This is a genomic window from Streptomyces sp. NBC_00846 (genome assembly GCF_045207325.1).
Taxonomy (GTDB): domain Bacteria; phylum Actinomycetota; class Actinomycetes; order Streptomycetales; family Streptomycetaceae; genus Streptomyces.
Window position 1 is genome coordinate 7,851,488 of sequence record NZ_CP108846.1, and the last position, 21,352, is coordinate 7,872,839.

The 21,352-nt window shown below is 67.4% G+C and carries 14 protein-coding genes and 3 pseudogenes; 6 read left to right on the forward strand and 11 right to left on the reverse strand.

All coding sequences use genetic code 11. From position 1 onward, the window contains the following. Positions 1-8 precede the first annotated feature (8 nt). Both OG936_RS36180 and ctaD read right to left on the reverse strand, forming a co-directional pair. Positions 9-362, reverse strand: coding sequence for a hypothetical protein (locus OG936_RS36180; RefSeq protein WP_406500007.1), 354 nt, complete (start codon positions 360-362; stop codon positions 9-11). A gap of 46 nt (positions 363-408) precedes the next feature. After that, a pseudogene (gene ctaD, locus OG936_RS36185) lies at positions 409-2,111 on the reverse strand (cytochrome c oxidase subunit I). 99 nt (positions 2,112-2,210) lie between these two features. Between ctaD and OG936_RS36190 the strand changes: the two are divergent. The 3 genes from OG936_RS36190 (at position 2,211) to OG936_RS36200 (ending at position 6,064) form a co-directional block, all read left to right on the forward strand. Further along, positions 2,211-2,501, forward strand: coding sequence for a hypothetical protein (locus OG936_RS36190; protein WP_406500008.1), 291 nt, complete (start codon positions 2,211-2,213; stop codon positions 2,499-2,501). A 423-nt stretch (positions 2,502-2,924) separates the two neighbouring features. Continuing rightward, positions 2,925-3,887, forward strand: a complete 963-nt coding sequence (locus OG936_RS36195; RefSeq protein ID WP_406500009.1) for a hypothetical protein — start codon at positions 2,925-2,927, stop codon at positions 3,885-3,887. A gap of 98 nt (positions 3,888-3,985) precedes the next feature. After that, on the forward strand, positions 3,986-6,064 hold the full coding sequence (locus tag OG936_RS36200; protein WP_406500010.1) for a PQQ-dependent sugar dehydrogenase: 2,079 nt from the start codon (positions 3,986-3,988) through the stop codon (positions 6,062-6,064). A gap of 345 nt (positions 6,065-6,409) precedes the next feature. Here the strand turns inward: OG936_RS36200 and OG936_RS36205 are convergent, their stop codons facing one another. Together OG936_RS36205 and OG936_RS36210 are read right to left on the reverse strand one after the other, a co-directional pair. Continuing rightward, positions 6,410-7,057, reverse strand: coding sequence for a hypothetical protein (locus OG936_RS36205; protein WP_406500011.1), 648 nt, complete (start codon positions 7,055-7,057; stop codon positions 6,410-6,412). Between the two features lie 328 nt (positions 7,058-7,385). Continuing rightward, positions 7,386-8,130 (reverse strand): annotated as a pseudogene (locus tag OG936_RS36210) (helix-turn-helix domain-containing protein); the annotation flags it as partial. Positions 8,131-8,400: 270 nt separating this feature from the next. Between OG936_RS36210 and OG936_RS36215 the strand changes: the two are divergent. Then, the gene (locus OG936_RS36215) at positions 8,401-10,452 is read left to right on the forward strand and encodes a phosphocholine-specific phospholipase C (RefSeq protein ID WP_406500012.1); all 2,052 of its coding nucleotides are present in this window, start codon (positions 8,401-8,403) and stop codon (positions 10,450-10,452) included. Between the two features lie 126 nt (positions 10,453-10,578). Here OG936_RS36215 and OG936_RS36220 read toward each other — a convergent pair whose 3' ends face one another. Beyond that, complete coding sequence (locus OG936_RS36220) at positions 10,579-11,913, reverse strand: GH1 family beta-glucosidase (protein WP_406500013.1); 1,335 nt, start codon at positions 11,911-11,913, stop codon at positions 10,579-10,581. A gap of 61 nt (positions 11,914-11,974) precedes the next feature. Here OG936_RS36220 and OG936_RS36225 point away from each other — a divergent pair, with 61 nt between their 5' ends. After that, complete coding sequence (locus tag OG936_RS36225) at positions 11,975-12,598, forward strand: TetR family transcriptional regulator (protein ID WP_376306039.1); 624 nt, start codon at positions 11,975-11,977, stop codon at positions 12,596-12,598. A gap of 135 nt (positions 12,599-12,733) precedes the next feature. Here OG936_RS36225 and OG936_RS36230 read toward each other — a convergent pair whose 3' ends face one another. From OG936_RS36230 to OG936_RS36240, 3 genes are all read right to left on the reverse strand, one after another. Then, positions 12,734-14,032, reverse strand: a complete 1,299-nt coding sequence (locus OG936_RS36230) for an MFS transporter (protein ID WP_406500014.1) — start codon at positions 14,030-14,032, stop codon at positions 12,734-12,736. After that, the gene (locus tag OG936_RS36235) at positions 14,029-16,089 is read right to left on the reverse strand and encodes an alpha-galactosidase (RefSeq protein WP_406500015.1); all 2,061 of its coding nucleotides are present in this window, start codon (positions 16,087-16,089) and stop codon (positions 14,029-14,031) included. The genes OG936_RS36230 and OG936_RS36235 overlap by 4 nt, the downstream gene beginning before the upstream one ends. A gap of 221 nt (positions 16,090-16,310) precedes the next feature. Beyond that, complete coding sequence (locus tag OG936_RS36240; RefSeq protein ID WP_406500016.1) at positions 16,311-18,374, reverse strand: discoidin domain-containing protein; 2,064 nt, start codon at positions 18,372-18,374, stop codon at positions 16,311-16,313. 358 nt (positions 18,375-18,732) lie between these two features. Between OG936_RS36240 and OG936_RS36245 the strand changes: the two genes are divergently transcribed. Beyond that, positions 18,733-19,089, forward strand: coding sequence for a transposase (locus OG936_RS36245; RefSeq protein WP_406500017.1), 357 nt, complete (start codon positions 18,733-18,735; stop codon positions 19,087-19,089). Positions 19,090-19,195: 106 nt separating this feature from the next. On the opposite strand, the gene OG936_RS36250 is transcribed toward OG936_RS36245, so the two are convergent. The 3 genes and pseudogenes from OG936_RS36250 to OG936_RS36260 all read right to left on the reverse strand — a co-directional run bounded on the left by OG936_RS36250 (position 19,196) and on the right by OG936_RS36260 (position 21,232). Then, the gene (locus tag OG936_RS36250; protein ID WP_406500018.1) at positions 19,196-19,747 is read right to left on the reverse strand and encodes a GNAT family N-acetyltransferase; all 552 of its coding nucleotides are present in this window, start codon (positions 19,745-19,747) and stop codon (positions 19,196-19,198) included. Positions 19,748-19,817: 70 nt separating this feature from the next. Continuing rightward, positions 19,818-20,120: pseudogene (locus OG936_RS36255) on the reverse strand (transposase); the annotation flags it as partial. A 17-nt stretch (positions 20,121-20,137) separates the two neighbouring features. Continuing rightward, positions 20,138-21,232 carry an IS110 family transposase gene (locus tag OG936_RS36260; protein WP_406500019.1) on the reverse strand — a complete coding sequence of 365 codons (1,095 nt, stop codon included), beginning with the start codon at positions 21,230-21,232 and terminating at the stop codon, positions 20,138-20,140. Positions 21,233-21,352 lie beyond the last annotated feature (120 nt).

Consider the following 21,352-nt stretch of genomic DNA (forward strand, 5'->3'; position numbering starts at 1 on the left):
GGGCGGCATTACGAAGTACCGGCCGCCGTTCCCAGGATCACCGCGATGCAGAGGCCGATCAGTGCCATCGTGATGACCCCCATCGCGACGGCCGTGTCCCGGGCGAAACGGCGGTGGCGCGCCGTGTACTGAGCCTCGACCTGGCCGATACGTTCCGCGATGTGCTGGGTGACCTGGCGCGCGTTCTCCATCTCCTGCCGGGCGTAGGCTTCCTCGATCACAAGGCGCTGGTCGGTGGTGAGTCCGGGCAGCTCCCAGGTGAAGTCCCGGGCCCTGCGATGTGCCTCGCGGCGGTTGGCCTCCCAGTAGAGGAATCCCTCGATTTGGTGCAGCCCGAGGGCTGCTTCGTAACTGGCGTCCATGGACGACTCCTGAGCGTGTGATGGAGCGGGCGGACGTGGGCCTGGATCAGCCCCGGCCGCCGGTGGCCGTCTGCTTGTGCTCGGTTTCCTCGCGGACGACGATGCCGGGGTGGTGGAGGTCGAAGGCGGGCGACTCGCTGCGGATCCGCGGCATTGCTGTGAAGTTGTGCCGTGGCGGCGGGCAGGAAGTCGCCCACTCGAGCGAACGGCCCCAGCCCCACGGGTCGTCGACGCCGACCGGCTTGCCGTACCTGGCGGTTTTCCAGACGTTGTAGAAGAACGGCAGGATCGACAGGCCGAGCAGGAACGAGCCGATGGTCGAGACGGTGTTCAGGGCGGTGAAGCCGTCGGCCGCGAGGTAGTCGGCGTACCGGCGCGGCATGCCCTCGGCGCCCAGCCAGTGCTGGACGAGGAAGGTGCTGTGGAAGCCGGTGAACAGCGTCCAGAAGGTTATCTTTCCGAGGCCCTCGTCGAGCACTTTGCCGGTGAACTTGGGCCACCAGAAGTGGAATCCGGCGAACATCGCGAACACCACGGTGCCGAAGACCACGTAGTGGAAGTGAGCGACCACGAAGTACGAGTCCGTGACGTGGAAGTCGAGAGGAGGCGAGGCCAGGATCACACCGGTCAGGCCGCCGAAAAGGAAGGTGACCATGAAGCCCAGGGACCACAGCATCGGGGTCTCGAAGGACAGTGAGCCCTTCCACATGGTTCCGATCCAGTTGAAGAATTTCACCCCGGTAGGTACGGCTATCAGCATCGTCATGAACGAGAAGAAGGGCAGCAGCACCCCGCCGGTGGCGTACATGTGGTGCGCCCACACGGTGACCGAGAGGCCGGCGATGGCGACGGTGGCGCTGATCAGACCTGTGTAGCCGAACATCGGCTTGCGGGAGAAGACCGGGACGACCTCCGAGACGATGCCGAAGAACGGCAGGGTGAGGATGTACACCTCGGGGTGGCGAAGAACCAGAAGAGGTGCTGCCACAACAGTGCCCCGCCGTTGGCGGGGTCGAAGATGTGAGCGCCGAACTTCCGGTCGGACTCCAGTGCGAACAGCGCGGCGGCCAGGACCGGGAAGGCCAGCAGGACGAGCACACTCGTGAGCAGCACGTTCCAGCTGAAGATCGGCATGCGGAACATGGTCATGCCGGGTGCCCGCATGCAGATGATGGTGGTGATGAAGTTGACGGAGCCCAGGATGGTGCCGAAGCCCTGCAACGCCAGCCCCGTGATCCACAGGTCGCTGCCGACGCCCGGCGAGTGGCTCGCGTCCGAGAGCGGGCTGTAGGCGAACCAGCCGAAGCTTGCCGCGCCCTGCGGGGTGAGGAATCCGCCAACGGCGATCAGCGAACCGAACAGGTAGAGCCAGTAGGCGAACATGTTCAGCCGCGGGAAGGCCACGTCCGGCGCGCCGATCTGCAGCGGCATGATCCAGTTCGCGAAGCCGGAGAAGACCGGCGTCGCGAACATGAAGAGCATCACGGTGCCGTGCATCGTGAAGGCCTGGTTGAACTGCTCGTTCGAGATCAGCTGGGTGCCTGGACGGGCCAACTCGGCGCGCATCAGCAGTGCCATGAGGCCGCCGATGCAGAAGAACGTGAAGGAGGTGACCAGGTAGAGCGTCCCGATCCGCTTGTGGTCCGTGCTCGTCAGCCACCCGACCGCAACTCGGCCGCGAGACTGGCGCCGTCCCGGAGGGGCCGCGGACGGCGACGAAGCGGAGGGTGACAGAGCGGGCAGGGCCACGGCAATCCTCCATGCGTGCGAGATCTCCAGGCATGCGGCGCCTGCGCGTCAGCAACCCGGTCTCGCACAGGATATCTCGTTCGCGAGAGAAATAAATGAATGGTGGGGCTGCGCCAACGCGAGCGGCGAGCGGCCGCGAGCGGCGCGATCCGCATCCTCACCTGCGTGCTGCCACCGGCCTGGGCGGGCCTTTTCCTCTTCGTTCAGTCGCCGGTCCTGATGGTCCAGATCGGTGGCGGTGTCTTCCTCGTCGCGGTCGTCATCGTGGTGTGGCGTCTGCTCGCCACCGGCGTTGACGAACGTTGGGGGAGGCCCTCTGGGCGATGTCCTGCGAGGTCCGGCAGCGCAGTACGCGTCGGCCGAGCAGCGATTTTCTTGATCTCGAAGTAGGCCGGTTCCAGTTCTCATCCCTGCATGGCGCGATACACCGTCTTATGTGCTTTCCGCATCAACTGGCGGCTGTAGTGACGACTTGCGGCCGGGGCGATGCTGCCCAGCGGGTGGACCGGCGCCTGCGCGGTCACCCGCCAGACCGCTTTACCCACCCGCCGTACCCGCCCGGACTCGGGGCGAGTTGTCCGTAATCCGCCGTGAGCTGCTTGGTATCTGTGCCTTGAAGGGCCGCTCGCGAGCTGCGTCCTTGTCGGCAAGGAGTCCGTGCCGCCGCCGCATCGGTTCCCTAATTTGGCGAGTACACGCCCATTGCCAGGGGCGTCGCGAGGGAGTTACATGGTTCCAGAACGCAGAGGAAAGCGCTTTCTGTCGATCGGGAACCCCCGGTCGACTGCCCCTTCGCTGCCGCTGGGAGGCTGAATGACACCGCCCCGCACCAGACGCTACTCAATGGCCGTCGCCGCGCTCGCCGCGACCGCCTCGCTTGCCGCCGCCACGTTTCCGGCTCAGGCGGCCCGCTCCTCAACCACCCATACTCCGCTGCGAGCCCAGGCCGTGGTGGCGTACGACTTCGGGCACCCGAACCCTGCCGACCCCGGTCGCGAGCAGGACATCGGACGCTCCGGCACCACGCTCAGCCTGATCAACGGCGGTTCCGCGATGCGCGTGGCCGACGAGGCGTACCCGGGTTCTTCGCCCGCCTTGCAGGTACGCCAGCAGAACCCGGCTACCGTGGGCAACGATGACTGGAAGGCCGGTGCTTGGGACGCCGAGGGTATGTCGTCGCTCGGGGCCTTCCGCAGTGCCCGGGGTGCCACCGTCATGGGCTGGTTCAAGATGACGGGCGACAATCCCGCCCTCAACTCCAACACGGTCAACCCGAGCGACCGCTACAACGCGATCGGGCTGGCCGGCATACTGTCCGGAACCTCTGACGGCCACGCGGTGCGTGCGCTGCTCGAACTCATTCAGGTCAATGGTGAGTTGAAGCTGGTCGCGCTGGGCAGACGCCTGGACAGCGGTGCCTCCCAGACGTTCGCCGCCGGGGCCCCCTGGGAAGAACTGCTGCCCCGAGGTAAATGGGTCCACCTGGCCGCGACGTTTGACTTCCGCGACGGCACCCTCGCCCTCTACCGCGACGGTAAGCCCTTGGACGGCTTCTACGTCGCGCCGGGCGACCCCTGGGAACTCGCCACCACGCCCGCGCCCCACGGTGCCTCGCCCACCGATCCTCGCGGCATCAAGATCGGCGGCAGCTTCCCCCAGAACACCCGGGAGAGCAACGCCTGCGACTGCCGCATGGACGACCTCCTGTTCCTGGACCGCCCGGTGCCGGCCGGAGCGGTGGCGGCGGAGTACCAGCGCATGACGCGGGGCCACTGACTCTTCTCGCCCCCGGATCGTCTTTCCCATACTTATCACGCCAGCCCGAAGGGACCCGCATGGAGTCACGACGTACATACCGAAGGCACTGGGCGGCCGTGGCCGTCAGCGCAGCCCTCGCCCTGGGCGGTCTCGCCGCGCCTTCCCATGCCGACGAGCCCGCCGCGGCGACAGCCGCTCTGACCGATCCCATTCCGCAGAAGCCCGTCCAGTCCAGGACGGGTCTCGTCCTGGAGGAGTTCGCACAGTTCCCCAAGTCGGAACCGGTGCCGGAGCCGACGGATCCGCGTCTGATGCGCCACGCCCGGATCAATACCATCAATGAACTCCCCGACGGCTCCGGCCGGATGGCGACTCCCGACCTCAACGGCACCCTGTACCTCACGGACCCGGGCACCGCGACGCGCACTTCCGGAGGCACCCCGCACCCGTACCTGGACGTCAAGGCGGCATTCCCGCACTTCTTCTCGGGCCGCGGTCTCGGCCAGGGCTTCGGGTACGCCGCATTCCACCCGGAGTTCGGAACGAACGGGCGCTTCTACACCATCCACACCGAGCTCGCCTCGCAGGCCACCGAGACCCCCGACTACCGGCAGGCCGGCACCCTCACCTATCACGGCGTCATCACCGAGTGGACCGCAGACGACCCCTCCGCGGCCGTCTTCCACGGCACCCATCGCGAGGTGCTGCGTATCGGCTTCACCGGCCAGGTCCACGGCATTCAGCAGATCGACTTCAACCCGACGGCAAAGCCTCACGACGAGGACTACGGCCTCCTCTATCTCGCGGTGGGCGACGGAGGCCAAGGCGTCGGCAACAGCGAACCGCAGAATCTGACGCTCCCGCACGGCAAACTTCTGCGGATCGACCCCGCGGGCCGTGACAGCGGTAACGGCCGGTACGGCATCCCCGCGTCCAACCCGTTCGTCGGTGAGCCCGGTGCGCTCGGGGAGATCTACGCCATTGGCATGCGGGACCCGCACCGCTTCAGCTGGGACGAGGGCGGCAGCCACCGTATGTATCTCGGCCATATAGGCGAGCACGCCATCGAGTCGGTGTACGAGGTCAAGGCCGGGGACAACTTCGGCTGGAGCGAGCGCGAGGGCGCCTTCGCATTCGACAAGAAGACCACAGACCCGTGTGCCCGCATCCTTCCTCTTCCCGCCGACGACGCCCAGTACGGCTACACCTACCCGGTCGCCGCCTACGACCACGACCCGGGACCCGGCTGGGACTGCCGGTCCGATGTGGGCCGCGCCATTGCCGGAGGCTTCGTCTACCGCGGCAAGGACGCGCCGGCGCTGCGTGGAAAGTACATCTTCGGTGACCTCGTGGACGGCCGGATCCTGGCCGCGAACACCCGCGACATGCACCGCGGCGCCGACCTCGCGCCGCTCGAGCAGCTGATGCTGTTCGACAAGTCCGCCGGGAAGACGGTCACCATGCGCGACCTCGCCGGTGACCAACGTGTCGACCTGCGCTTCGGCACCGACCGCAGCGGCGGCCTGTACATCGTCTCGAAGGCCAACGGCAAGGTCTGGAAGGTGACCGGGACCCGCACCTTCGCCGACTGCGAGATCGGCAACACCCCCACCACCCACACCACCGGGCCCGACAACTGGGCGCCGGTCACCCCGGCCAAGTGGGCGTACACCGAACGTGAGACGATCCTGGCCGAGCCGGGCGTTTCCCGCCCGGGACCGCGTCGCCCCTTCGAGTACGCCGTCCTGACCGCGGGCCCGCGCTACTCCTCCGTCACCGTCGAGGCGGAGGTCCGGATCGATACCCCCGTCGAGATCACCAACCGTGATGTCATCCTCATCTGGGACTATCAGTCGGACACCCGATTCCAGTACGCACACCTGTCGAGCGACAACACCATCTACCCGCACAACGGTTTGTTCACAGTTAACGACGCCGACCGGCTGCGCATCGACGACCAGTGGAACGGAACCTACGGCGCACCTCCGGCGATCAAGGACGACGGCTGGCACAAGGTGCGCCTCACCCACTGCGCCGACACCGGTGAGACCGCCGTCTACCTGGACGGCAGCCACAACCCGCTGATCACGGCCACCGACCCGGTCTTCGCCTCGGGCCGGGTGGGCTTTGGATCCTTCGACAACGAGGGCCGCGTCCGACACCTGAAGGTGACGGGCACTCAGGTCGCCGACTGACCTTGCCGGGAGCGGGCCGGGGTCTTCGGCCCGCTCCCGCATCGTCCGTCGACTTCGTCGGCTGTGGTGATGTCGAGGGCGACGAGTCCGGGTTTACTGAGGTGCTGTGAGTGGATTGCTTGCATGCCGGTTCGGCTGTGCACCGTCCTCGTCGACGCCTCTGTGCGCCTTTGCGGTCCCGGGCTGGATGTTCCGAGTAGGGATATCGTTGGGTCCGGGGCCGGACGGGAATCCCGGCCCGATTACGGCGGGCCGGGATTCTGTGTTGTGTGCCTGGCCGGAGGGCCGCGGCCCGATTACGGCGGGCTGAGGTTCTGCGGCATGCGTATCAGGCGGTTGCTGGGTTTAGTAGTCGCCGAAGTCGCCGAAGTCGCCGAAGTCGCCGCCCTCGCCCCTCTCACCGTGGTGGCGCTTGACGACGCGGAAGCTGGCGATGACTCCGTTCTTGACCTTCACGCCGCCATTCATCTCGTGGTGCTTCTTCCCGTGGTCCTCGCCCTTCTCGAAGTTCTCGTCCTCGTCCTTGCCCGGGCGGACGTTGTTGGCGGAGCTGCGGGGGCCGACGGTGGCGATGGGGGCGCCGTTGTCGCACACGGCTCCGCGGAAGACCTCGACTTCGTTGCGGCTTTCGTTGCGGATGTTGAAGCTCTTGGCGCCCAAGCCGCTGACGACGGTGATGCAGCCGTCGGGGCGGCCGGAGTATTCGCGCTCGTTGATGTGGATCCGGCCCTCGTAATGGCGCCTGCCCTCGCGCTCGTTGCCTCCTCGCTCGTTGCCTCCTCGCTCGTTGCCTCCTCGCTCGTTGCCTTCGTTGCCCTTGCCGTTGTTGCCGCCTTCCCCGCCCATGAGTGTCTGGGCGGGGATGGTGTCCGTGGCCACCTGGGCCTGGGCCTGGGGGGCGGGGACGGCGGTGGCGTAGGTGATGCCGGTCGCGGTCAGTACTGCGGCGGTCGCGACGGCCGTGGCGATCGCGTGGGAACGGGTCATGATCATGTCGCTTGTTCTCCTTCTTAGACCTCAGAGACAGTCCCGCTGTGACAGCCGGTGCGATTGAACGTACTAACACCCTCTATTGCTGTCATATCGAGCAAATCGGGAGCCCTGGTTTGTGGGGCTGATCGGGTATGCAGAACTCCTCTACGCCGCTTCGAAAGAGATCTGAGTGACCATCAAAGTCGTTTGCAATGTGGGAGATTGAAAGGCCATTAGCCCTTACAGGTGATCTTCTGACGTCTACTCACCCCCTGTGGCGGTGGGGCGCTGGGAAGTGTCGGCAAGTCGCTGCTTGACATGTGGCCTGTCGTAGGTTCCAGGGGGCCGCAAGAGCCTCGCGCCGGAGTGTCCCGATGCCCCTTTCGCAGTGCGCGTTCATCCGTGGGGCCCGCGGCGCCGTCTTCAGGGTCCGTCCACTGCGCGGTCGGATGCGCGGTCACACCAGCGATGTGCGGGCGGCGCGTGCCGTGCTCGAGGAAGACCAGCGCGTAGACCCGGCGAAGATCAACCAGGTCGATGTGCAGGAAGTCGCAGGCGATGACGCCGTCGGTCTGCGCCGTCAGGAACTCTCGCCACGTCGGCCCACCTCTACGGGGAGCAGGGCCTACTCCGGCAACAGTCAAGATCTCCCAGACCGTGGAGGCTCCGACCCGATGCCCGAGCCGCGCGAGCTCGCCTTGGATCCTGCGACACCCCCAACGCGGATTCTCTGCGGCCAGCCGCAGCACCAGCTCTTTGATCGCCTTCGTGGTCGGTGGCCGGCCGGGCCTGCTCCGGCGCTTGCTGTAGTCCCACCGGCGCGCCACGAGCCTTCGATGTCACGCCAGCACGGTGCCCGGAGTCACCGGGAACACCTGCGCCCGACGACGCCGGGGTATCAACGAGGGCAACGCCGCGAACCACAGCCGGTCCGCCGGCTCGTAGCGCACCGGACCTGCAAGTTGCCTGCGCAGCACCGCGTTCTCGTGCCGCAGGACAAGAAGTTCGGCGTCCTTGGTTACCTGCCGACGCAGCAGCAACACCGGGACCGACAACAGCTTCCTCGTCACCCGATAGACCAGCGAGACAATCACCCGCGGCATCGTCCCACGCGACCCTGAGCGCCACCAGACCCCCTGCGACCTGCAGCGACGCATTTCTGAACGGCACACGATCCGAGGGCAGTGGAACGGGACTTGTGACACGACGTGCGGCGACGGGCTGACGGCCCGCACACCAGCCGCCCACATTTTGCGCGACCGTCACCTCGGCCCCCTTTCCTCAAGCCCGGGTCCTCTTGAATACTCCGTCTGCCCCTCTTCAAGGACGGACATCACCGACACAACAGGAGGACCCCCACAGCCATGACCGAAATCAATCGGCGTCGCTTCCTTCAAATCGCCGGAGCCACCACGGGGTTCGCCGCCCTGTCCGGCTCCATCGACCGCGCAGCCGCCATCCCCGCGGCGCGCCGCAGCGGAACCGTCCAGGACATCGAACACATCGTCGTCCTCATGCAGGAGAACCGTTCCTTCGACCATTACTTCGGGTCGATGAAGGGCGTCCGGGGCTTCGGAGACCCCCGCCCGGTGACACTGCCCAGCGGCAAACCGGTATGGAACCAGGCAATCGTCGGCATAGAAACCCTGCCGTACCACCCGGACGCCGACGACCTGGGCATGCAGTTCATCGCGGGCCTCGATCACGACTGGGCCGGCGGCCACACCGCGTTCAACAACGGCAAGTACGACAAGTGGATACTCGCCAAAGGCGCCGGCACCATGGCGTACCTGACACGGGACGACATCCCGTTCCACTATGCCCTCGCCGACAAATTCACCATCTGCGACGACTACCACTGCTCGTTCATGGGTGCGACCGACCCGAACCGCTACTACATGCTCTCCGGCCACGTCGGCAACGACGGCACCGGCGGCGGCCCGGTCCTCGGCAACCAGGAAGCAGGCTACGGCTGGACGACATACGCCGAACGCCTCGAGAAGGCAGGCATCTCCTGGAAGGTGTACCAGGACATCGGCGACGGCCTCGACGCGGCCGGCGGCTGGGGCTGGATCAACGACGCGTACCGCGGCAACTACGGCGACAACTCCCTGCTGTACTTCAACAACTACCGCAACGCCAAGCCCGGCGACCCCCTGTACGAAAAAGCCCGCACCGGCACGAACGCCAAGGCAGGAGACGGATACTTCGACATCCTCAAAGCCGACGTCAAGGCCGCCAGGCTCCCGCAGATCTCCTGGATCGCCGCACCCGAAGCGTTCTCCGAACACCCCAACTGGCCAGCAAACTACGGTGCTTGGTACATCTCGCACGTACTCGACGCACTCACCTCGAACCCCGACGTATGGAGCAAGACCGCCCTTTTCATCACATACGACGAGAACGACGGCTACTTCGACCACGTCGTGCCGCCCTACCCGCCGGCCTCCGCAGCCCAGGGCCTGTCCACCGTCGACACCACACTCGACCACTACAAGGGCAGCATCGGATACGCCGCAGGCCCCTACGGCCTCGGACAACGCGTCCCCATGATCGTCGTCTCGCCATGGTCCACCGGCGGATACGTCTGCTCCGAGACCTTCGACCACACCTCGATCCTGCGCTTCATGGAGAACCGGTTCGGAGTGAAGGAAACCAACATCTCACCATGGCGCCGCGCCATCTGCGGTGACCTCACATCCGCCTTCGACTTCTCCCTCAAGATCACAGACCCGGCTGACCTGCCGGACACCGCGGGCTACACCCCGCCTGACCGCGACCGCCACAACAGCTACGTACCGAAGCCACCCGCCCAGGGCACCCTGCCCCGGCAGGAGGCCGGGGCGCGGCCGAGCCGCCCGCTCTCCTACGCTCCCTACGTCGACGGGGCCGCAGACCTCACCACCGGCAAGTACAAGCTGACGTTCAGCGCAGGGCACCGGGCGGGCGCCGCCTTCCAGGTGCGCTCGCAGAAGCGCACCGACGGCCCGTGGACGTACACGGCGGCAGCCGGGAAACCCGTTTCCGACAGCTGGAACTCGGCGTACTCCGGCGGCGGTTACGACCTCACGGCCCACGGCCCGAACGGCTTCCTGCGCACCTTCAAGGGCAACAACAAAGCCGCCGAGCCGGAGGTGACGGCACGCCACGACGCCGGCAACCTGAAGCTCACCCTGACCAACCCGTCGACCGCCGACGCGCACCTCACCGTGACCAACGCGTACGGCGGCGGGCGCCAAACCTACACGGTCCGCGCCGGCGCCACCGTCGTGCAGAGCATCGACCTGCGCGCCACCAAACGCTGGTACGACCTGACGGTCGTGGTCGAGGGCAACGCCGGATACCTGCGGCGCCTGGCCGGGCACGTCGACAACGGTCAGGCCGGCGTGAGTGACCCGGGCATCGCAACCGTGTGAGACCCGTGCCCCTCCGCCCGGTGGACGGAGAGGCACACACCCGGAGCATGACGAGGCGTCAGCGTAACGTGCCGGAGCTCATCACCCCGCGAGTACGCAATCCGCGACGCGATCCCGGCGGGCGGCTCAACCGCGCTGAGCGCGGATGAGGTCGCGGTACCACGCGAAGGACGCCTTCGGGGTGCGGACCTGGGTGTCGTGGTCGACGTGGACGAGACCGAAGCGCTGGTGGAAGCCCTCGGCCCATTCGAAGTTGTCCATCAGGGTCCAGGTGAAGTAGCCGCGCACGTCCACGCCCTGGGCCACGGCGGTGTTGACGGCCTGGAGGTGGGTGTCCAAGTAGTCGATGCGGTCGGGGTCGCGGACGGCCCCGTCCGCATCGACGACGTCCTCGGCCGAGCAGCCGTTCTCCGTGATGTAGACCGGCGGGAGCGCCGGGTAACGCTCCTTGAGGCCGACGAGGAGTTCCCGCAGGCCGTCGGGGACGACGGGCCAGTCGAAGGAGGTGCGGCGATAGCCCTCGATGGGGGCCTCTTCGAACGGCAGGCCCTCGGACGCCGGCGCCTGGATCCGGGTCGGGTTGTAGTAGTTGATGCCGAGCGCGCTCAAGGGGGCCGAGATCAGTTCGAGATCGCCGTCCCGGACGGAGCCGTCGAGGGTCACATCCGCGCCGAAGTCCGACAGGTCCGGGTAGGCGCCCGTGAAGATCGGGTCGTTGAACAGGCGGTTGTGCAGGTTGTCATAGGCTCGCGCGGCGGCGCGGTCGGCGGGGGAGTCCGAGGCGGGCCAGACCGGGGTGCAGTTGTTGGCGATCATCACCTGGAGGCCGCGCGCCCGCAGTTCCCTGAGCGCCAGGCCGTGGCCGAGCAGCTGGTGGTGGGCGACCGGCAGGCAGTCCAGGAACAGGGTGCGGCCCGGTGCGTGAGTGCCGAGACCGTAGCCCCAGACCATGTGGATGAACGGCTCGTTGAGCGTGATCCACTTCTGGACGCGGTCGCCCAGCCGGTCGGCCATGATGGCGGCGTACTCGGCGAAGCGGTGTGCTGTGTCGCGGTTCAGCCAGCCGCCGTCGTCCTCGAGGGCCTGCGGAAGGTCCCAGTGGAACAGGGTCGGGACGGGTTCGATGCCGCGGGTGAGCAGGCCGTCGACCAGCCGGTCGTAGAAGTCCAGGCCCTTGGGGTTGACCTCGCCCTTGCCGGTCGGCTGGATCCGGGGCCAGGCGATGGAGAAGCGGTAGCCGGTGAGGCCCGCCTCGGCCATCAGTGCGATGTCCTCCTCGTACCGGTGGTAGTGGTCGCAGGCCACGTCACCGGTGTGCCCGTCGCGGATCGTGCCGGGCCGCGCGGTGAAGGTGTCCCATACCGAGGGTCCGCGGCCGTCCTCCTTGGTGGCGCCCTCGATCTGATACGACGCCGTCGAGGCGCCCCAGATGAAGTCCGCAGGGAGATGGTCCAGTGTCACGTCTAACCTCCTGAAACATGAGCAGGGCTCACGTTAACCCGCTCGATGGGATGATGGAAGCGTGAATCAAGATCGCACCGCAGGGACGCTGCGCCGGCTGCCGGTCCAGAAGCGCAGCGCCGAACGCTTCGAACGGCTGCTGGACGCTTGCGCCGAACTCCTGGACGAGGTCGGCTACGCAGGGCTGACCACCAAGGAGGTGGCCCGCAGGGCCGAGGTGCCCATCGGCACCCTTTACCAGTTCTTCTCCGACAGGGAGGGGCTGATCGGAGCGCTCGCCGCCCGCAATCTGGAGTCCTTCCTGGGGCGGGTCGCGGACCGGCTGGAGCAGGAGGAGCCCGAGGGCATCTCGGGCATCGTGGATGTGACCGTCGACGAGTTCGTCACCATGCGCCGGACGATCACCGGTTTCGGCGTGGTCGACTTTGGCGCGGTGGGACAGGACCACATCCTGGAGCCGACCCTGGACAACAACACCGCGGTCGCCGGAAGGCTGCGCTCACTGACCGCCTCCCTGATCGGGGTCCAGGACGACGCCGAATTCGAGATCGCGGTGCGGGTTGCCCTGGAGTGTGCGGACAGTGTGCTGCAACTCGCCTTCCGTATCGATCCGCAGGGCGACGCCCAGCTGATCGCTGAGTGCAAACGAGTCCTCAACAGCTATCTGAACGATCGACGCCGGTGACCGGCAACCAGCAGTGCCCAACGCGTGCTTCGCGGCCGGAGGCACGAATGGCCGGAGCCACCCGGGCGCTGTCGCGAGCCACGCCGGGTGATGCCCTGGATTTGCCGCAGGACGACGCCGCCGCCCTGCCCGGTACTAACGGACGGCTTTGACCTTCCAGACCAGTACCGCGCCCAGCGCGGACATGGCCGCCGAGCAGAGGAACAGCGAGCTGTAGCCCCCCGGACCGCTGAGCACGACCGAGGCGATCGCGGGAACGAGAACGTAGGGCAGGGAGGTCATCAGGTTGGCCAGGGCCATGTCCTTGCCGCGGTCGGCCGAGGCGGGGAGCACCTCGGTGACCAGGGCGGTGTCGACGGCCAGGTACACGCCGTAGCCCAGGCCCAGGATGACGGCCGCGACCAGCGTCATGGTCCACGTGGGCGACAGCGCGAGCGGGACCGCGGCGACGGCCATCGTGACGCCGCCGAGGAAGACCAGCATGCGCCGCTTGCCCAGCTTGTCGGAGAGCCAGCCGCTGAGGACGACCGTCGAGATCGTGGCCAGGCAGTTGATGCCGATCACGATGAGCAGGCCGTCCTCGGTGGACTGGCCGGGGAACAACTTCTCGTAGTGCAGGACGTCGTCCAGGAAGTACGGCAGGTAGAGCGTGCCCATGCCGTAGCCGAGACCCATGATGAAGCGGGAGCTCATCGCCCAGACGAAGTCGGGGTGCGCGCGCGGACTGATCCGGTAGCCGTCCAGGAAGGTGCGCAGCGAGAACGGCTCGCGGTGCAGGCGGGGCAGCGGCGGATCCTTCATGGTGGTCGCGAACAGCAGGATCAGGAGCGGCAGTACGGCCATCAGCAGGTACTGCGAGGCGAAGCCCGTGACCAGACCGATCAGCAGCCCGCCCGCGATCAGGGCGCCCGCCTGCGGGACCATGGCCCAGCCCAGCACGGCGCCGCGTTGGGCGACCGGGACCTGGTCGGGCACCACCGGCGAGAGTCCGGCACCGATGATCATGAACGAGGCGGACAGCACGAGGGAGCCGAGCGCGACCCCGACGACCGTCGTCTGGAGGCCGGTGAAGACCAGCGTCGCCATGCAGACGAGCGAGCCCACGAGCAGCCACGGCCGGCGGCGGCCGAACCGGCTGGTGGTGCGGTCGCTGAGCGCGCCGGCCAGTGGTGCGATGACGATGCCCGAGATCGCGCCCATCATGCTGACCCAGGCGTAGCTGCCGACCTTCCCCGCCGGGTCGATCTGGGCGATCTGCTCGGGCATCAGGAACGTGGTCGGTACCTGCATCGGGATGAACACCCCGACGTTGGCCAGGACGTACAGGGCGACCCAGCCGGGGCCGACCCGGCGGACGGGCTCGGCGAGGGCCTCGGGGCGCTCGGACAGCCGGCTGCGCTCGGGGCGCTCGGGCAGCTCGGGGGCAAGGCTCATCGGGACACTCTCTTGAGGTGGACGAGCTCGCTCGTCCAGTCGAAGGACAGCAGCGGCGGGAGACCGTGGCTGAGCAGGACGGCGCCCTCGTGGACGGCGCCGGTGGTCTCGTCCCGGTAGCGGGCGTCGGGGTCGAGGCCCTTCAGCCGGGTGCGGGCGACCGAGCGGGTCAGCGCGGACGGCTGGAACTGGAAGACGACGACCTCGTTCTCGGTGAGGTACTGCACGGCGTCGTGCTCCAGGCGGTACTGGACGCCGCCGTGCACCACGGGCCGGATCCGCTTGTACTGCTCGACCAGCATCCGGGCCCAGGCCAGATCCTCCTCGCTCCAGTTCCGCAGGTTGCCGCCGATACCCATCGCCCCGGCCATCGAGACATGGAAGCGGTACCGGATCGAGGTCGGGCGGGCGCTGAAGCTGTGCGGGCTGTCGGTGACCCAGGCGCCCATGGTACGGGCGGGCAGCAGCTGGCAGTGGCCGTGCTGGATCGCGACCCGGTCGGCGGCGTCGGTGTTGTCCGACGTCCAGACCTGGTCGGCGCGGGCCAGCACGCCCAGGTCGGCCCGCCCGCCGCCGCCCGCGCACGATTCCAGGTACAGGCCGGGACGGGCGGCGCGCAGCCGGTCCATCACCTCGTAGACCCCGCGCGTGTGCTCGATCCAGACCCGGTCGGGGTCGGCGGCACCGGGCTGCCCCGCCTCGCTGAAGGGCCGGTTCATGTCCCATTTGAGGAAGACCACGTCCAGCTCGGTGACGGTCCTGACCAGCCAGTCGACCGCCCATTCCCGGACGTCGCGGCGGGCGAAGTTCAGCACGTGCTGGTGGCGGCGCCGGGTGCGGGTACGGCCGTCCTGGCACAGGATCCAGTCGGGGTGCGCACGGAAGAGGTCGCTGTCGGGGTTGACCGCCTCGGGCTCGACCCACAGGCCGAAGCCCATGCCCAGCGCGCGGACGTGGTCGGCGAGCGGGCCCAGGCCGTTCGGGAAGCGGTCGGGGTTGGGCCACCAGTCGCCGAGCCCTGCCATGTCGCTGGTGCGCGCGCCGAACCAGGCGTCGTCCACGACGAAGACCTCGACGCCGAGACCCCCGGCCAGGTCGGCCAGCTCGGTCTGCTGCTTCTCGCTGATGTCGAACTCGGTCGCCTCCCACGAGTTGAAGATCAACGGGCGGTCGGCAGGGCGGGCGGGCAGCACCTCACGTTCGATGTAGGCGTGCCAGCGGCGGCTGGTACCGCCGAAGCCGTCGGGGGCGTACAGCCCGGTGAAGACCGGGGTCTCCAGACGCTCGCCGGCGGCCAGCTTCCAGACCAGGCCCTCGTGGCCGAACCCGCCCGTCCAGGAGGTGCGGCCGTAGGAGTCGCGGCGCAGGGTGATCCGGCGGCTGCCGCTCCAGGCCAGGGCCGCGCTCCAGACCTCGCCGTGCTCCTCGGCGGCGTCCTGCGCGTCGAGCATCAGCCACGGCCCGGCGTGCTGTCCCGTGATGCCGAGCCGGCTGGTGAACACGGTCTCCCCGACGGGCACCCGGTCGCGCTGGAGCTGGAACTCCCGGCCCCATTCCCCCACCACATGGCTGACGCGGTAGTCGTCGCGGGCGGGCAGCGTCCAGGCGGCGGAGTCGAACCGCAGGACGTCCACCGGCTCGTCCGCGGTGAGGACGGCCCAGCGCTCGATCTGGTCATGGCCGTCCCGGAGCCGGTAGTGCAGGTCGAGACCGAGGGAGCGGACACGGTCGGTGAAGGAGAGCGTGAGCAGGTCGCCCTCGACCGTGTGCGAGAGGAACCGCCACTCGAAGCCACGGACACCGTCGTCGAACCGGACGGTCAGCGATGGCGCCCCGAACCGCAGGCCGCCCTCGACCACGTACTCCTCACCCCCAGGGTCGTCGCCGCCGGGGTCCTCGTCGGGCAGGTCGGCCGCGATCACGACGGCCTGCTCCGGGGTCAGCGGCCGGCCCCAGTGCACGTGCCGGGGGACGTCGTCGGCGTCCAGCCGGAAGGCGTACGAGGTGCCAGGGGTGCTCAGGAGCCAGAGGCGGGCTTCGGAGTGGTGAGTGATCACGAAATCCTCAAACGTGAGTAGGGCTCATGTTCTGCTCATACGTTAGGCATGCGGGCCCGAAACGCCAAGCCCCTGACGGGGGCTATCGAATTTCGCGGCGTGTGGTTCCCTGCGCTCTGCGCGGCTCGGTCGGCGAACGCGCCGGAAAGTCAGCCGGGGCCGACCGGATCAGGAGAGCTGATTCGGCCGGCCCCGGCCCTGGACACCGCCTCACGGGTGCGTCAGTTGGCGTAGACGCCGACCTCGCGAAGTGAGTAGCCCCACTGGGTGCCGCGCTCCAGCCCCTTGATCCGTATGTAGCGCGCCGGAGTTCCGGCGAAACGCGCCGTGTCCAGGCCACCGTCACCGGCGGTCGTGGACCAGACCGTCTTCCAGGCCGTGCCGTCATCCGACAGCTCGACGCGGTACGACTTCGCGTACGCCGTCTCCCAGTCGAGGGTGACACGCTCGACCGGCTTCGAGGATCCGAGGTCGATCCGCAGCCACTGGTCGTTGTTCCACTCGCTGGCCCAGCGGGTGCCGTTGTCGCCGTCCACGGCCTTGCCGGGCGCGAAGCTGACGAACGGGTTCCACCATTCCGACGAGGACGCCGAGGCGGTGGCGCCCGAGGCCAGGTTCGCCCCGGACGTGTGCTGCTCGGTGTTGCCCCAGGTGCGGAGGTAGGATTCGGCGCCCGAGAAGAGGTCGTCCACGACCCCCTGACCGCCGACGATCCGGATGTCCTCGATCCAGTCCGGGACCATGCCGTAGTGCGAGGCACCATCGGTGTTGAAGTCCCATGTGCGCTCGCCGGCGGTCTGCTTGTCGATCACCGAGCCGCCGTCCGTGCTGCGGAAGGGGTACTTGACCGGGTTCGGGGTGTCCCCGCCCCGCGGGGCGGGCCAGCCGCCGACACCGTTCATGTCGGTGCCGTAGCCGTAGCCGACCTTGTACTTCTCGCGCAGCGCGTCCGTACGCTCGGCCTCCGCGCTGAACGCCTCGGAGCCGCTCATGTACTGGGCGGCGAACCCGCCGAGCTTGTAGAGCCGCTCGGTCCAGCCCAGGTCCATCCAGCTGTGCGAGGAGATGGCGCCCGGGTACGACTCCGACTCCATGATGTCGAAGGCCTGACCCGCGGCCTTGACGCTCATGTGGTCGAGTTCCAGCATCATGTGACGTTGCATCATGCCGCGCACCGCGTACGCACCCAGGCCGGTCAGCCCGCGGGTGTTGCACTGCGCGTCCGAGGCGTACGAGGGGACGGCCACCCCCGCCGGCAGTTGCTTCTCCGCCCCGGGTGCCTTCGCGTTGCCGATGGGGTTGTCGTGCTGCGGGCCGCGGCAGGTCTCCGTCTTCCAGAAGGTGCCGGTCGACAGGAACTGGCCCACGTTGATGGCCGTACCGAGGGCGCCGGAGTCGTAGCGCACCCCGCACAGGGCGTTGTCGAACTTGTGACACAGGAACATGCTGCGCACGCCCAGTTGGTGCAGCTCGTCCAGGCCGCGGTCGATGTCCTCCTTGCTGCACTGCGCGACGTCCAGGATCTGCTTGCAGCCGAACGGCTCGGAGGTCTCGACCCCCAGGACGACGGCCAGCTTGCCCTGATTGATGACCTCGCGGGCCTGCGCGCTGTCGGTGACGATCCGGAACCAGCCCTTGCCCGGGCCGCCGTACATCTTGTCGATGAAGGCCTGCATGTCGTACGTCTTCTGCGCCTCAAGACGGATGGCGGTCATCTCGTCGCAGCTGCGGTCCTTGAAGAAGTAGACCGAGCAGATCACGCCGTTGGTGACCAGGTCGTTGACCAGCACCCGCTGGCCGCCGCGCCAGGCCCGCTCGATCCAGGCGTAGTAGTTCTGTTGGTGGGTCAGCGAGTCGTGGGCGGGCCAGTCCTTGAACGTGGGCCACCCGTTGGGGTCGTGCTTTCCGTCGCCCTTGGTGATGAAATCGAATACGGCGCCCGTGCCGTCGGGGTAGTGCTCGGGGCAGTCCTTGAGCGCGTCGGCGACGCCCTGCTCCGAGAACGGCTTGCCGCAGATCAGCCGGCCGCCGAAGCCCTCGTTGGACATGATGTGGTCGTGGGCGTCGACGAAGCCCCTTACACGCCCCTGGGCGTCGGCGCCCTTGAAGGGCTCGCCCGTGACGCCGATCTGCGCGTCGGGTGCGGGTCGGGCGGTCGGATCCCACCAGTTGGGCTCCGCCGCGGAGCTGGGCATCGGGCCGAGTGCCAGGGTCATCACGGCGAGGAGCAGGGACACCAACGTGAGGGATCTGAGTCTGCGGTACGGAGGTTGAACCATGGTCATCGCATAGATCCTTAAATGTGAGCGGGACTCATGTTCTGCTCATAACTTAGGGATACGAGACCGCAACGCCAAGCCCCTGACGGGGCCATCGTCGGGAAATGAGGAAGAGCACCCCACTGGAAACGGAGTGCTCGCACGCCTGCTGTCGAGATCACGGAGCGCACGGGTGCCTCGGACATGACGGGCGCGTACGCAGGCACCTGCGGGGACGGGCGTGACTGCGGCGCGGGCAGCCGCTGCGCCGTGACCCATCGTCCGAGGTCTTCGCCCTACACGAACAGCCGCCCCCGCAAAACCCTCGGATGGAAGACACCCGCTGAAGCCCTCAACGAACACCTACTCTTGACTCAAGAAGCCGGTGTTGCGACAACCGATTGAGTCCGGGCAATACACATCGATCAAGCTCACAACCCGCCTGATCAGGGCGGGAGTTCAGGCATCCATGGGGTCCGTGGGCGACAGTTACGATAACGCGCTCGCGGAGAATCTCTGGATGCTGATCAAGACCGAGTGTGTCCGCGGGCGCGTCTTCGCCACCCGGGCCGAGGCGAACCTGGCGCTCTTCGAGTACATCAACGGCTTCTACAACAGCCGGCGCATCCAGAAACGGCTCGGCTTCCTCAGCCCGATCGAGTTCGAGGAAAAGCACTACGCCGACCAGGCAACGGCCGAACAAGTGAAACTGAACCCCCGCCACCCCGCCCTGACCAGCTGATCAGCATCTCCCGCACAACGGGGGAACCTCAACCACCGCTAGGAGTGCACTGCGCCTCCGGTAGTATTTCGGGCCATCAGGCCACGCGGGTTGTTTGGCCCGCTGATTACTGCACCTCTGCTACCCACTCTTCATGCAACAATCCGTATACCACGCTGTCGTACCATTGGTCTCCCACGCGGACAGCGGACCGTCGACGTCCTTCCTCGACGAATCCGACGCTCTGAGCTGCACGGATGGCTCGCTCGTTACCGCTCCACGTATCCAGTTCAACGCGTCGAATGCGACAAGCTCCAAACAGATACTTCAGGAGCAGGCGCAATGCCTCGGAGCCGTACCCGCCTCCCCAGTAGCTGGGTTCACCAATGATGATGCCTACTGTTGCCTGGCCAGCGAACGGGTCGACATCGCGGTAATCAGCAGTTCCGATGGGATGGCCATCGGCCACATCCTCGACGGTGAACGTGGCTTCGGTACGCGGGTCCTGACGGAGTCGGGCATCGTGGAAACGCTCCAACGACTCTCGGGTGATAGGACCGTAGTGCGGGTCCCCGCCGGCGGCCCAGTGCACGACCTCAGGGTCGTTGCGCCACTGCAGGTGGGCATCAAGGTCCGAGGCGCGTGGTGCGCGCAGTCTGACAAGCTTTCCCTCGATCATGCAGCGATCGTAGAGGACGTGAAGCGGCTCGTCACCTGGCGGACTGGCCCATCCAACTGAACCCGGTTCACTAGTGTCCTGCGCCGGAGATCCGTTGGCAGAAGCGGGCGAGGGAGTCGAGGATCTCGTCGGCTGTCTTGGTCCAGATGAACGGTGTTGGGTTTTCGTTCCATTCCTTGACCCAGGCTCGGATGTCGGCTTCCAGGGAACGTACGCTTTTGTGTGCACCGCGGCGGATCTTCTGGTCGGCGAGGAAGCCGAACCACCTCTCCACCTGGTTGAGCCAGGATGAACCAGTGGGGGTGAAGTGCAGGTGGAATCGGGGGTGTTTGGCCAGCCATGCTCTGATGGTGGGCGTCTTGTGGGTGCCGTAGATGCCCCTATGTTTCGTCAAGCGGTGGAGGACAGGCCGGAGACGGTCGTCTTCGGCTGGATGTGGCGGTAGATCTCGCGTGCGACGTAGCGTTTGAGGCAGCGGATGATCTCGCGCTTGGACATGCCTTGCTTGGTGCGTCGTTCCAGGTAGGCGCGGGTTCGCTCGTCCCAGCGAATGCGTGTCATGACGATGCGGTAGAGGGCGGCGTTGGCCTGCCGGTTGCCGCCGCGGTTGAGCCGTCGGCGCTGGGTCTTGCCGGAGGACTGCTCGACCGGGCTGACGCCGCACAGAGCGGCGAAAGATGCCTCGTTGTGGATCCGGTCGGGGTTGTCGCCGGCGGCGATGAGGAGGGCTGCGGCGCTGTCGGGGCCAATACCGACGATCTCCAGCAGCTGCGGGTGGTGGGTGCTGACGGCTCGGGTGACGCGGCGGGTGAGTTCCTTGACCTCGCAGGTCAGGTGCTGGATGCGGTGGGCCAGCAGCCGGAGGGTGAACACGGCCGCGTCGTCGCTGTCGGCCAGGCCGTCCGCGCACCGGGCGATCAGTGCCGGGTTCCTGAGTCCGGAGAGGGACTCGCGCAGTGCGGGATCGATGCCCAGGAGTACGGCTTTGAGCTGGTTCATCGCCTGGGTGCGGGCCTTGACGGCTGATTCCTTGGCCAGTCTCAGGACGCGCATGTCGGCGGCCGGGCCCTCGCCTGTTTTGGGTGTGGTGGTGGCGCGTCCGGACAGGACCGCGCGGGCTGCAGCATCTGCGTCGACGGCGTCGGTCTTGCCTCGCTTGCGCCGGGTGGCACGGTCCGGCTGGTTGACCTCGATGACCTGGATGTTCTCCGCGCGCAGGAACCGAGCCAGTGCCGATCCATAGGAGCCGGTGCACTCCACCCCGGCACGGTGCAGGGCGCCAAACGAGCGTGCCCAGACAAGGAGTTGGCGGTATCCGGCAGCGGTCGTCGGGAACTCCTGATGGGCTAGGAGCGCGCCGAGCACGGTGATCACCGCGGCGACGTGCACGTCCTTATGGGTGTCGACACCGAGGATCACGTCCTCTGCGGGCTGTGCTGCTCGCTGCGTGGGCAGGGTCGGCTGGGGCATGCTGGTGACGGTCACGCGGCTCCTTCATCGGCTGGGGCTGATGGCCGACGCCGGGCCGGATGGGCGGTCAGAACTGTGATGGTGCCTTGTAGGGCAAGGCCCCTATCGGGACACGCCCGCCGGTCCGGCGGCAGC

Excerpts from the sequence above, each read along its gene's own strand:
- OG936_RS36230 (WP_406500014.1), bottom strand. The coding sequence starts at position 14,032 with ATGAGCCTTGCCCCCGAGCTGCCCGAGCGCCCCGAGCGCAGCCGGCTG.
- OG936_RS36240 (WP_406500016.1), bottom strand. The coding sequence starts at position 18,374 with ATGACCATGGTTCAACCTCCGTACCGCAGACTCAGATCCCTCACGTTG.
- OG936_RS36250 (WP_406500018.1), bottom strand. The coding sequence starts at position 19,747 with ATGATCGAGGGAAAGCTTGTCAGACTGCGCGCACCACGCGCCTCGGAC.
- OG936_RS36215 (WP_406500012.1), top strand. The coding sequence starts at position 8,401 with ATGACCGAAATCAATCGGCGTCGCTTCCTTCAAATCGCCGGAGCCACC.
- OG936_RS36205 (WP_406500011.1), bottom strand. The coding sequence starts at position 7,057 with ATGATCATGACCCGTTCCCACGCGATCGCCACGGCCGTCGCGACCGCC.
- OG936_RS36195 (WP_406500009.1), top strand. The coding sequence starts at position 2,925 with ATGACACCGCCCCGCACCAGACGCTACTCAATGGCCGTCGCCGCGCTC.
- OG936_RS36190 (WP_406500008.1), top strand. The coding sequence starts at position 2,211 with ATGGTGGGGCTGCGCCAACGCGAGCGGCGAGCGGCCGCGAGCGGCGCG.
- OG936_RS36180 (WP_406500007.1), bottom strand. The coding sequence starts at position 362 with ATGGACGCCAGTTACGAAGCAGCCCTCGGGCTGCACCAAATCGAGGGA.